10 protein-coding genes are annotated in these 13,094 nt (G+C 55.0%); 8 read left to right on the top strand and 2 right to left on the bottom strand.

What is annotated here, in order from left to right:
- The first annotated feature begins 32 nt into the window (after nt 1–32).
- From ACT3IC_RS21025 to ACT3IC_RS20990, 8 genes are all read left to right on the top strand, one after another.
- On the top strand, nt 33–383 hold the full coding sequence (locus ACT3IC_RS21025; protein WP_473479125.1) for a phage tail protein: 351 nt from the start codon (nt 33–35) through the stop codon (nt 381–383).
- The gene (locus tag ACT3IC_RS21020; protein WP_250589305.1) at nt 383–1,153 is read left to right on the top strand and encodes a phage minor tail protein L; all 771 of its coding nucleotides are present in this window, start codon (nt 383–385) and stop codon (nt 1,151–1,153) included. Before ACT3IC_RS21025 ends, ACT3IC_RS21020 begins: the two co-directional genes overlap by 1 nt.
- 12 nt (nt 1,154–1,165) lie before the next feature.
- Entirely contained in the window at nt 1,166–1,897 is a 732-nt protein-coding gene (locus ACT3IC_RS21015) for a C40 family peptidase (RefSeq protein WP_250589306.1), read from the top strand.
- Nucleotides 1,885–2,478, top strand: coding sequence for a tail assembly protein (locus ACT3IC_RS21010; RefSeq protein WP_473479122.1), 594 nt, complete (start codon nt 1,885–1,887; stop codon nt 2,476–2,478). The genes ACT3IC_RS21015 and ACT3IC_RS21010 overlap by 13 nt, the downstream gene beginning before the upstream one ends.
- 55 nt (nt 2,479–2,533) lie before the next feature.
- Nucleotides 2,534–7,465 carry a TipJ family phage tail tip protein gene (gene gpJ, locus ACT3IC_RS21005; RefSeq protein WP_250589308.1) on the top strand — a complete coding sequence of 1,644 codons (4,932 nt, stop codon included), beginning with the start codon at nt 2,534–2,536 and terminating at the stop codon, nt 7,463–7,465.
- Nucleotides 7,466–7,528: 63 nt separating this feature from the next.
- Nucleotides 7,529–9,208 carry a phage head spike fiber domain-containing protein gene (locus ACT3IC_RS21000; protein ID WP_473479120.1) on the top strand — a complete coding sequence of 560 codons (1,680 nt, stop codon included), beginning with the start codon at nt 7,529–7,531 and terminating at the stop codon, nt 9,206–9,208.
- On the top strand, nt 9,208–9,510 hold the full coding sequence (locus tag ACT3IC_RS20995; RefSeq protein WP_290503214.1) for a hypothetical protein: 303 nt from the start codon (nt 9,208–9,210) through the stop codon (nt 9,508–9,510). Before ACT3IC_RS21000 ends, ACT3IC_RS20995 begins: the two co-directional genes overlap by 1 nt.
- 10 nt (nt 9,511–9,520) lie before the next feature.
- Entirely contained in the window at nt 9,521–10,375 is an 855-nt protein-coding gene (locus ACT3IC_RS20990) for a phage tail fiber protein (protein ID WP_414672017.1), read from the top strand.
- A 961-nt stretch (nt 10,376–11,336) separates the two neighbouring features.
- Here the strand turns inward: ACT3IC_RS20990 and arsC are convergent.
- Both arsC and ACT3IC_RS20980 read right to left on the bottom strand, forming a co-directional pair.
- The gene (gene arsC, locus ACT3IC_RS20985) at nt 11,337–11,762 is read right to left on the bottom strand and encodes a glutaredoxin-dependent arsenate reductase (RefSeq protein WP_250589311.1); all 426 of its coding nucleotides are present in this window, start codon (nt 11,760–11,762) and stop codon (nt 11,337–11,339) included.
- Nucleotides 11,763–11,774: 12 nt separating this feature from the next.
- Nucleotides 11,775–13,064 (bottom strand): arsenic transporter, encoded by a 1,290-nt coding sequence (locus ACT3IC_RS20980; protein ID WP_250589312.1) that lies wholly within the window; start codon nt 13,062–13,064, stop codon nt 11,775–11,777.
- Between the last annotated feature and the right edge of the window lie 30 nt (nt 13,065–13,094).

Here is a 13,094-nt window from a genome sequence, read left to right as displayed (position 1 = left end):
CCCGCTTCGGCGGGTTTTTTTATGGAGCAAATATGGCAGTTGAAACCTACAGCTGGCGCTCGCAGCTTGGTGCCGGGCCTGTCGAATATGGTCAAACGGTGCGAACGGCTCAGTTCGGCGATGGCTACGAGCAGGTTGCCGAGAACGGTATTAACTCCACGGCCATTCAGGTGCCGATAAAACATACCGGCACTGAGGCAGAGGTAAACGCAGTGCGCGATTTCCTTCTGGCTCATACCGTGAAGGCCTTCATCATTACGCCGCCGGGCGAAGAGAAGGGAATGTATCGCGTTGTCGCCGACTCTGTTCGCAAAAACCAGATCAGCAGCAAATTCGCAGAGCTGACGTTCACTATTAAACGGGCCTACGGGGTATACGCATAATGGCACTTGTTGATCAGGCGGCAAAGCTGGCACCGGGCGGCAGGGTCCGCCTGGTCGAAGTGGATGCCTCAGAATTCAGCGGCGGGATCCACCGCTTCCATTACGCACCATTCCCCCATACGCCAGCAGAAATTGATGCGGCGAACGACGACGAGTCGAAGCTGGGGCCGAAGCCAATAATCTGGGCTGGCAACGCATACGAGTTCTGGCCCTTCCAGATGGCCGGGCTGGAGCTGTCAACGGATCAGGCCGCAGAGCCGACGCTCAGTGTTTCCAATCTTGATGGTCATATCACCGCGCTGTGCCTTCAGTTTAAAGACATGGTTAACGCGAAGGTGAGCATCATCGACACCTACGCCGTATATCTCGATGCGGTGAACTTCCCGGGCGGCGTTAACCCGTCAGCAGATCCAACCGCCTTCTCCCTGCAAACCTTCTGGCTGGATACCAAAACGGCTGAAGACGATGAGGTCGTTTCGTGGTCGCTGAGCAGCCCGGCAGACCTGCAGGGGCAGGTGATCCCGACCCGGCAGATAACCTCGCTCTGCGAGTGGGCGCTGCGCGGGCAATACCGCAGCGGTGACGGCTGCACCTACAACGGCACGGCGTATTTCGATGCCAAGGGTAATGCAGTGGCCGACCCTGCATTTGATGTATGCGGCGGCTGCCTGAGCGACTGCCGTAAGCGTTTCGGTGCCGGGCTGGCAGAGCCTAACGCGGCAAACCTCGATTTTGGCGGCTTCCCGGCAACCGTTCTCTTCTCCCGATAACCGGACATCAAAATGAACAAAACCATTATGGCGGCGATCCGCGCGCATGCGCTGGAGGAATCCCCACGCGAGTGCTGCGGCTTCGTCATCCAGTCGGGGCGACGCCAGCGTTACATCCCGGTGCCGAACAGCCACGAAAACCCGACGGAGCATTTCCGCATTGACGGCGAGCACTGGGCGAATGCTGAGGATGCCGGAACCATTATCCGGGTCATTCACTCCCACCCGGGCGACGGCGCACGGCCTATCCCGTCAGACCTCGACCGCCAGCAGTGCAATAACTCCGGCGTGGTCTGGGGCATCTATGCGTCGGACTGTGATGAATACGCAGAAATAACGCCGGACGCCATACCGCTGATTGGCCGACCGTTCATTCTGGGCTCGCACGACTGCTGGGGGCTGGTCATGGACTGGCACGCCACCCAGGGCGTGATACTTAACGATTTCCGCGTTGATTACCCATGGTGGGAAAGCCAGTACCCGGACAACCTCTATTTCGAGAACTGGGAGCGGGAAGGGTTTGTCGAATGCGACCCGGCACCCGGCTGCATGGTCATCATGCAGGTGGAGTCTGCCAAGTGGAACCACGCGGGGATCATCACCGAAGAAGGCGAACTGCTTCACCACCTCTACGGGCAGCCATCCTGCATCACGCCGTATGCCCGGGGTTACTTCAAAGACCGGACCATGATCTGCGTTCGCCACAAAGACTTGCCGCAGGAGATACAGCCATGGCGCGTTTGACCACGATTCGATTGTATGGGGTCCTGGGGGCCCGGTTTGGCCGCGTTCACCGGCTGGCGGTTCAGACTTCAGCAGAAGCTGTAAAGGCGCTATGCATCAATCTCGACGGGCTGGAAAGCTACCTCCTGGACGCCAAAAAGAATGGCATGACGTTCGCAGTGTTTCGCGGTAAACGCAACATCGGCGTTGATGACTTTAAGGCGCTGTCAGGGGACACCGATATCCGCATCGCATCAGTGATGGAGGGGGCCAAAAAAGCCGGCATTTTTCAAACCATCCTTGGTGCCGTGATGGTGGTTGCGGGCATTGTAGTGTCTGGCCTTTCTGCAGGCTGGGCCAGTCCTGTTGGTGGGGCGATGATATCCGCTGGTATCGGCATGATGGCTGGCGGCATTTACCAGATGCTCTCACCACAGCCCAAAGGCCTGCAGGGGCGCGATGACCCGGACAACAAACCCAGCTATGCCTTCGGCGGTGCAGTGAATACCCTGGCAATGGGTAACCCGGTCGCATTGCTGTATGGCGAGCGCGAGATCGGTGGCGCGATTATCAGTGCGGGGATCTTGGCCGAGGACATCTGACAACTTCTTTCTCTTCAATTAGCACTCAATCGGGTGCTTTTTTTATGGATGCAATATGGCAACGATTACTGGTGCAAAGGGCGGCAGCCAGAAGCAGCACACGCCTGTAGAACAGCCTGATTCAGCCCAATCCATGGCGCGTTGCCGCATGCTGCTGGCGCTTGGCGAAGGTGAATTTGCTGGTGGGCTGGATGCGACCCGGATCTTCCTGGATGGCACGCCGCTGGGCAACGCCGACGGCTCAATGAACTTTGAGAACGTCTCCTGGGATTTTCGCCCCGGAACGCAGACGCAGACGCCGATCCCCGGTTTTCCCGCCGTGGAGAACGAGACAAGCATCGGCGTATCGCTGACGAAGGCAACTCCCTGGACCCGCGCTATCAGCAATACCCAGATTGATGCGGTGCTGGTGCGCATCGGTATCACCGGTCTGCAACTGCAGGAGAACGACGGCGATATCGTCGGAACGACCGTCGCATACCACATTGACGTTGCGGTCGATGGCGGGGCTTACCAGACAGTGCTCACCAAAACGGTAACGGAAAAGCTCAGTTCACTGTACGAACTGACGCACCGCATTAATCTGCCTAAAGCTACTACTGGCTGGCAGATCCGCGTGGTCCGCGATACTGCCGACAGCGCCAGCCAGATGCTGCAGAACAAAACGCAGGTGCAGGCCATCACCGAGGTCATCGACGCCCGCCTGCGCTACCCGCATACCGCGCTGCTGTATGTGTCGTTTAACGCTAAAGCATTCAGCAACATCCCGAAGATATCCTGCAAGCCGAAAGGCCGGGTGATCCGCATCCCGCAGAACTACGATCCAGACACGCGGACGTACATCGGCACATGGGACGGTACATTCAAGTGGGGCTGGACCAATAACCCGGCGTGGATCTGGTTTGACGTGCTAACTGAGCCGCGCTTTGGCCTTGGCCGCCGGGTCACGGTGGATATGCTCGATAAATGGGAACTCTACCGCATCGCTCAGCGCTGCGATCAGCAGGTGCCGGACGGGAAGGGCGGTACCGGCACAGAGCCGCGTTTCATGTTTGACGTCTATATCCAGTCGCAGGCCGACGCCTGGCAGGTGATCAAGGATATCGCTGCTGGATTCAACGGCATGACGTTCTGGGGCAACAACATGTTCAATGTTGTCTCTGATATGCCGGCAGATACCTCGAAACTGCAGATCCTCACCCGCGCATCAGTGGTGGGCAAGCCGACCTATTCCAGCGGCAGCGAAAAGACGCGATTCTCGAGCGCGCTGATTAACTTCAGCGACCCGGATAACCATTATCAGGACCGCACCACCGCAGTAATGTTTCCTGAGTTGGTGAAGCAGTTCAAATTTAAGCAGACTCAGCTTACGGCCATCGGCTGTACGCGGGAGAGCGAGGCGCAGCGCCGTGGCGGATGGGCGGTTTATTCTAACTCGCTGGACCGCATCATTACATTGCAGACCGGGCTGGACGGCTTCGCCTATGTACCGGGCACGGTGTTTGCCTTTGCTGATGAGCGCGTCTCAGGGCGGGTTTATGGCGGGCGCGTCATGGACTATAACGCCGGGCTTAAAGCGGTAACAACTGACCGCGGTACCAGCGCAGTGGCGGGCGATACACTGATGATCCGCACCCTGGGCGGTATTGTTGAAAGCCGGGTGATCCAGGCGGTCAACGGTACGCAGTTGATTGTGGACAAAGCATTCACGGCAGCGCCAGCGCCAAATGCCGTCTTCGTTATTGATGCCGGTCAGTTGCGCCTCCAGTATTTCCGCGTTACGAACCTGGCTTTTAACGACGAGGAGAACACCTATTCGATCACCGGCGCAGAATACAACGCATCTAAATATGATGCTGTGGACCACAATGCCCGGCTGGATATTCCGCCGATCAGCCTCATCCCCACGGGGGTTGTATCACAGCCCGGCAATATCGTGGTGTCGAGTTACGAGTCGGTGCGCCAGGGCCAGCGCATAGCGACGCTGACCGCATCCTGGGATGTTCCGCTGGATAAAGCAGGTAAGCCTCAGGCCGATGTGATCGCCTATCAGGCTCAGTGGCGCCGGAACGACAGCGAGTGGATAAACGTCCCTCAGACAGGCCTTCGCAATATTGAGGTACCCGGCATTTTTGAAGGTGATTACCTGGTGCGGGTCCGGGCGATAAACTCAGGCGGGGCGTCCAGCCTGTGGGCAACGTCAACGCTGACACACCTCAAAGGCCGGGTGGGTGATGTTCCAAAGCCAGTGAATTTCCGCACTACGCCATTGCTCTGGGGCGTGCAACTGGATTGGGATTTCCCTGCGGGCACCGGCGATACGCTGCAGACAGAAATTCAGTATTCCACGGCATCAACCGGTGCGAATCCCATGCTGCTGGCTGGCGTGCCGTATCCCCAGCAAATATACCAGCAGTTGGGCCTGAAAGCCGGGGTAGGGTTCTGGTACCGGGCGCGGCTGGTCGATCGCACCGGCAACAAGTCTGCCTGGACTGACTTCATTCAGGGCAGCAGCAGCTCGGTTGCCGCTGATTACCTGGTGGATATCGATAACCAGATCAAACAGACCGACGCCTATAAGAACCTTGTTTCGGACATCACGGATCTGGGTGATGATCTAAAGTCTGCGCATGACGACATCAAGACGGTTACGACGGAATCGGCGACGACGAAAGCAGGTCTGGCGCAGGAAGTCACGGACCGAAAGAAAGCCATCACCGACGAGGCCGCCGCGCGCGGGCAGGCGCTGCTGACCGAGAAGAACGAGCGTCTGGCGGATATCAGCAACGTCAACCAGACGATTCAGACCAGCACCGAATCGCTGGCGCAGCAGATCGCCCAGGTATCAGCTGGCACCGGCTCGCAGTTCGATCCGGCCAAAATCTGGTATTTCGATACATCAGTCGAGGGCTGGTCCGGGAACGGGACACCGACCATTGTCGATGGCTGGCTTCGTCCTGCTAACCATGCATCTGATCCTTGGGTGTCATCACCGGGCTCGCTGGGCATAACAGCTGCTGCTTATCGCTTTCTGAAGCTGCGCATCAAGAAAGTGGGTACTCCCGCCTGGGTGGGGGAAATTCGCTGGCGCAACACGGCTGGTTTCAACGACACTAACCGGTTCACCGTGGCGGAGCCCGCTTATAACTCTGACGGCGTCGCCACACTTGAGTGTGACGATATCCCCTGGCTGGCCGACACGACGATCAACCAGATTCGACTGGACCTGTCCACGAAACAGGACGCGACGAACTACTTTCTGATTGACTGGGTGGCAGTCGGGCGGCCAACGCCGGGAGCCGGGATGGCGGCGCTGCAGCAGGAAACGGCGGCGCGCGTATCAGGTGACCAGGCGGAAGCCACGGCGCGCGAGACACTGGCGACGCAGATCCGGGGCGGCTATACCGGTGACGACCCGTCAAAACTGGCATCGGGGCTGCTGTATACCGAACGCCAGGCGCGCATCACCGCGCAGGAAGCAGAGGTGACAGAGCGGAAGAAGCTGGAGTCGACCGTCAACGCTAACCAAGCTTCCGTTACACAGGAGCTGGCGACGCTGACAACTGAGCAGGATGCTCAGGCCACTACGCTTTCGGGACTGCAGGTTACCGTCGGCAAAAACACCGCTGATATCACTACGGTCACCAAAGCCGTTGCTGATAACAATAAGGCGCAGACCACCGCGCTGGCTGCGGTTAAGGCCACGACTGACCAGAATAAGACGGATATCAGCACGGAAACCACGGCCCGCACGGATAGTGACAGCGCGCTGGGCCGCCGTATTGACAGTCTGAAAGTTGATGTGGACGGCAACACGGCCAGCCGGGACGCCGGGATTATCGGCAACGTCACCAATGCGCTCGCCAACTTCACAGCGTTCTCGGATCAGCGCGTCACGTTCGCTGTTGGCGAAACGAAAACGATGGCCGAGATCACCGACGTCAGGAAGACCTCTGCAGACGCCACAAGCGCCGTTGCGGAGCAGGTCACCTCGCTTAAGGCCACGGTTGAGCAGAACGGCCAGACCAACGCTGCCGCCATTACGCGCATTGATAAAGCCGTTACGGATCTGGAGAGCGCCACGGCGACCAGCATTCAGCAGGTCACGGCATCGATTGGGCAAACCAACGCCAACGTCCAGACGACAAGTCAGGCTGTTGCTGATATCAATGGTAAGCTGAGTGCTCAGTGGGGCGTAAAAGTCCAGGTCGAAGCGAACGGCATCAAACGTATCGCGGGTATCCAGTTGGGCATTGATGCCTCGGGCTCTTCTAACTTCCTCGTCAGCGCCGACACGTTCGCGGTGTATAACCCGACGACTACCGGACAGGAACTGGTGTTTGCGGCGACCGGCGGGCAGATGTTTTTGCGATCGGTGTTCATCCAGGATGGTTCTATGGATAACGCCAAGATCGGCAATTACATCCAGTCCAGTAACTGGGACGGGACCGGCAACGTTGGCTGGCATATCAATAAATCCGGGTATGCCACGTTCAACGGCGTGACCGTTCGCGGGACGATCTATGCCACTGACGGGAGTTTTAAAGGCAGAGTTGAGGCGACCAGCGGGAGCTTCAGGGGCACGGTTGAAGCGACATCTTTCATTGGAGATGTAGCCAACACTGGGGTATTCCCCGACGCCACCGGCAGATCAAACGGCATCGCAACTGCGACCGTGAACATGTATTACACCGATTCCAGCAATAACGGACTCGGCAAAAACGCCGTTGTGGAGGCGATGATCTACGTGCGGGGGATTACAGGTGCGGTCACGGCCACCGTGCAGATGGTCATTGCAGGCAACATCCGCACGATTAACTACGATGTCCCCATTGGTGGGGTATGGCTCACCGCCCGACATGCGGCGTCCGGCATGGGCGGCCAGCGTATCGACGCCAGCATCACCGTTACTTCCAGTAATGCGTCGGTCGGTGTTACTGCCCCGACAATGACGGTAACGCGCGGCACCGGCTCTTTCTCCTCCTGATCCTCATAACTTCACCTCAATAACCCGGCTCCGGCTGGGTTTTTCATTTTAAGGACATCACGAATGGCAACGATTGATGACGATTTAGCGAAATCCGTCACGGAAGGATTTCGCCAGGCGCAAATTGATATCGTCAACCAGGACCTGATTTTATCGGGTACCGGTGACGTCACAGTAACGCTGGCTGACGGTTCGAAAAAGACCGGCCCGAGCTGGTCCAAGCTTATCACCGCAGCTAACGCGGCAGGAACCAGCGCCGCTGCAGCCAAAACCAGTGAAACGAATGCTCTGGCGTCAAAAAATGCAGCAGCACAAAGCGCCACGAACGCGGCAACGTCTGAGGGTAACGCACTCGCTTCGAAGAATGCCACCAAGACCTCAGAAACCAACGCCAAAACGTCTGAGACGAACGCGAAGACTTCAGAAAATAACGCCAAAACCAGCGAAACTAACGCCGCAACATCACTGGCCGCCGCGCAGTTGCTGACCTCTGTACCTTACGAAGAGGCTCCTTTTCCTGACGTCTGGTTGCCGCTCAATGATGACATGCGCCTGTTGGCGGGGTACGCGCCTTATGACCGGCTGACGATTTCCGGGCAGATTCTGGATCTGGCATCAAAGTCAGCGACCTTCACTCGGTTAACCACCGGAACGTATATCGACAAATGCGGTGTAATGCAGACCGCCGCTATTAACGAGCCACGATTTGAGCGAGAAGGTTTGTTAATGGAAGGGGTTGGCACTAACTTATATACCTACTCCGAACAGTGGGGGACGGGTTCCCGAGTCACCACGACAAATAACAGCGGTGATTCTCCTCGCGGCGACAAGACGATGGCGCTATTGGTTGAGGATACGGCTAGTGCGGAACATTATGCGCAAGACCGTAATATCGTCTTAACGTCCGGGACGATATATTGTTATTCTGTATTTGTTAAAGCTCATACAAATTCTCGTCTTTTATACTTACGGGTTGCAACTGGAACCACTGCTGGAGTTTTCTTTGATCCCGTTGCAGGAGCATTCGTTGGCGGTGCTGTCGGTGCCCATTACCTGGACCGTGGATTTGATGATCTTGGGAATGGCCTTTATCGTGTCTGGATGTCGCTCACCGCTGGAGCGACTCAGAGTAGCGTTTTCCGTCTGCAATTAGCAAAAGATGGAGTAACGGCAAGTTATGCCGGTGATGGCGTATCCGGTTTATATATTTGGGGAGCTCAATTAGAAGCTGGACCTGTCCCTACCTCGTATATTCCAACTGAGGGATCCACAGTCACCAGAGGGGCAGATTACTGGAATCTGCTACCTGAGAATGTGGGATATAAAACGTTAGCAACTAAATTTAAACGTACTGTAGCTTTTGAAGTTGTAGTAAAAGGTTTTGGGCCTTCTGCAAGTAACTACGTTGATATAGTTCGTGTGGCTGGTAGCAACAATGACATTATTTGCCGACTCAGCTCGGCAAATAGACTTACGTCATATAGGGATGGAGGGGGGGCATTTGTATCTTACATCGCTAATACCCCAGGCGTTCTCGTACATAAAATAGATGGGGACGAATATTCCTTGTTCTTTAATGGGAGTACTGCTACTAGAACGCAAGTCCCGGTTAGCAACACAACATCGGCATCGGCTATTTCAAACACAACAGGCCCGTCAGGCACTACTTTTGTTTATCACATTCGCAACTTCCGTATTTGGCACCGACTATTAACCCTTAATCAAATTAAAGGACTCCGCTAATGAGAGACTTATTTCTGCGCTTTACTGACGCTAACGAAATGCGAACGCAATTAAGCGCGGCGGGGGTTATGGATGATGAGGGGCAGTGTGGTTTACATCACCCGAATATCAGTCTGGATGTGGTTGGAGTTATTACCGTGCCCGGAGAAATTCTAAATCCAGGACAAGAAAACGAAGTTATCAAATACGTCAGCCTGCCCGGATTTCACGCCAATTTGCGCGTGACAGACGATTCGCTGGAACTGGCATCGTTAGATGCCTTTGGGGTCTTCCCTGACAGCCCGTACCGGGTATGGGCATAAGGAGCACAACATGGCAAACAGAAAAGATACTATTAGCCTGGCCGCTGCGGACATCTCTGGGCTGAAGTCAGCTGCACAGCGGGATGTCGGAACGTCCTCAGGAAACGTGATGGAGGTCGGTGCTTTTGGACTGGGCAGCAGTAATTTGGCGAGCATCAACCAGGGTGATCGTAAAGGATTTGGGGCTTATAACGCCAAGATGCTGCTGGGCGGCATCGACAACAATACTGCAGTGCTGGGCATGCCCTTTGATGCCTCAACCGCATTTCAGTTTTGCTTCCCGGCACGCCTTGATGTGCCGCCTGAGTTATACCTGCGGCTGCTCAGTTCATCTCCAACGTATGACGGGAAAATCTGTAAGGTATATACCGATTCCAATACCACCAAAGCAGCCGATGGCACGTTAAAGTCAGCATCCCCAATCGTCAAAGTTTATGCCGATGGCTCTTCGGAAACGAACTATGAATCTGAAGGCGTGACCGTAACGCGCCAGGGGGAAGGCGTTTATCTCATCACGGGCTGTCTCGGGCTGAATGCTGATGCAGCGTGGGGTGGTATCGATGGCGGGTTTGATATCCCCAAAGACCGCAATCGCCAGCCGCTGATCTGGCTGGATTACAAAGTGAACCCGGACGGTTCAGTGCTGGTGAAAACGTATCATCGGACTCACCCGGGCGCGCCGGAGTTCGCCCGTAACGAACGGGAAGGTTTTAACGAAGGTGACCCAATCGACATTCCAGCGGATCAGTATGTCTCCATCCGCGTGGAGATGCCGGTGGACAGCATCTGGAATGAGCGCCAGCTGGAGGCCGCGGCTGCTATGGCTGAAACAGTCCCAGAAGAACAGCCGGATGTTCAGCCATAATTATCATCAGCCGTATCTGCGAACAACTCAAGATAGAAAAAAAGCCCGCACGGGAGCGGGCGTAACTCCCTAAGTGTTGTTATCAATCCCGCGTTCAGGGCGCAGGTTATTAACGTATCGGCAGCATAAGCCATTACTTTAGGTAGATAGCATTAGCGCTTCGTTTAAAATCATCTAAATTTAATGAAGTTGAATCCCCCTGTGCGGCGGGGCAATCCAGTTAACTGCTGAATGCAGATATGCTTGCGGCTCGTGTGACTGATAACGAGTCACCGGGAGACACCCGGCACCTGTATCAGGGTAAGCTATATGTTTGTGCTGATTTCATTTGCCTGCTTAATCGGCAGGCATTTTTTACAACTTTGAGAAGGAATCTCTGATGGCGGGAGTTGTTTTGTTAGCCGTTTTGTTTGTGCTTATCGTGTCGGGTCTTATCGGTCTTTCCCGGGCATTATTAAATATCTGGTGCGGTCCGGAGCAACATTAACTCGTTCAGGATGACGCGTGGCTCTACCCTAAACTGCGAGCGCTGCTGGTTCATTGCATTTGGTCATGTTTGTTAGTCAGTGCTTTTAAGCCTGGCTACAAAAACATTAAGAAATGTTAATCATTGCACCTTTATTTATAACGAAACTATGTATGATGTCAGTTCAGCCAGCGCCGTGAGGGTCATACCTGTTATGAAATTTCTCTGTCCTGTATGCAGAAGTAACCGGTTCTTTTTCACATCCTTCGATCCCATACAAAATCTGCCACACGGTGCGTTATGTTCTGTATGCGGAACCCGGCTTACTACGCGCTCCATCCTTCCAGCGTCGCGCAAAAGGCGCTGGCCTAAACAAGTGGTTTAGGCTTCTTGTGATACAAAGCTGACCACCTGAAGCGTCGCGAGGTCTGCTAAGAGCGAAAAGCGGACGCCCGCATAGCGTAAACAGGCGTCCGATATTTTGAAGTGGGCAGATTACTTAACCCGCTTCCCCGTTTCGTCAATGACCTTCTCGCCATCCTCTTTGGTAAACACTCCTTTCTGGCCTTCCGGTAGAATATCCAGCACTATTTCTGAAGGACGGCAAAGACGAGTGCCAAGCGGCGTAACGACAATCGGCCGATTAATCAGGATCGGATGTTGAAGCATGAAATCAATCAACTGCTCATCACTAAATTTCTCTTCATCAAGTCCCAGTTGTTCATAAGGCTCAACATTCTTACGCAGCAATGCACGTACCGTAATTCCCATATCTGAAATAAGTTTAATCAACTCATCGTGGGTCGGGGGCGTATCGAGATAATAAATTATCGTCGGTTCGTTGCCGCTGTTACGGATCATCTCCAGCGTGTTGCGTGAGGTGCCACAGGCTGGGTTGTGATAGATGGTAATGTTGCTCATATCAGTATCTCATTACAAAGTGACAGAGAGCCGCCACGCCAGCGCGGCCAAGGTGACAAACAGCACCGGCACAGTCATGACAATGCCGGTACGGAAGTAATATCCCCAGGTAATCTTTATATTTTTCTGGGCAAGCACATGCAGCCACAGCAGGGTTGCCAGACTGCCAATCGGGGTGATTTTCGGGCCTAAATCGCAGCCAATCACATTGGCATAAACCATTGCCTCTTTGACGACGCCGGTCGCCGTACTCCCGTCAATCGAGAGCGCGCCAATCAGTACCGTCGGCATATTGTTCATCACAGACGACAGAAACGCAGTCATAAAACCGGTACCAAACGTGGCAGCCCATAAACCTTTGTCTGCCAACATATTGAGTACGGCAGAAAGATATTCAGTTAGTCCTGCGTTACGCATACCGTAGACGACCAGATACATGCCCAGCGAGAAAATAACGATCTGCCATGGCGCACCGCGCAGGACTTTCCCGGTGTTGATGGCATGGCCTCGTTTCGCCACCACAAACAACACTGCTGCGCCAGCCGCCGCTATCGCACTGACCGGGATCCCCAGCGGCTCCAGAACAAAGAAACCGACAAGCAGCAATAACAGGACAATCCAGCCCGCCCTGAAGGTTGCCGGATCCTTGATTGCACTGGCAGGCTTCTTCAGCAGCGAAACGTCATACGTTGCCGGAATATCCCTGCGGAAGAAGAGATGCAGCATGACCAGTGTGGCCGCAATCGCTGCCGCATCCACGGGGATCATCACGGAGGCGTACTGCGTAAAGCCCAGACCGAAGAAGTCTGCCGAGACGATATTCACAAGGTTAGAAACAATGAGCGGCAGGCTGGCCGTATCTGCAATAAATCCTGCGGCCATGACAAAGGCCAGTGTCGTGCCCTGGCTGAATCCCAGTGCGAGCAGCATCGCAATTACAATCGGCGTCAGGATTAGTGCGGCGCCGTCATTGGCAAATAACGCAGCAACAGCAGCCCCGAGCAAGACTATCCAGGTAAACAAAAGGCGGCCACGTCCGTTACCCCAGCGGGAGACGTGCAGTGCGGCCCATTCAAAGAAGCCGGACTCATCGAGCAACAGGCTGATGATGATGACCGCAATAAATGCCGCTGTCGCGTTCCAGACGATATTCCAGACAACGGGAATATCAGCGATATGGATGACTCCAGTACCCAGCGCCAGCGCAGCTCCGATACTCGCGCTCCAGCCAATACTCAGGCCTCTGGGTTGCCAGATCACCAGTACCAGCGTCAGTAAAAATATACTCCCTGCCAGAAGCATCTCAGACTCCATCATATATGGTTATGTATA

The organism is Leclercia sp. GHBNCSD (assembly GCF_055805075.1).
Note: the sequence above shows the minus strand (reverse complement) of the source record. Positions and strands in the feature narration are given on the sequence as shown.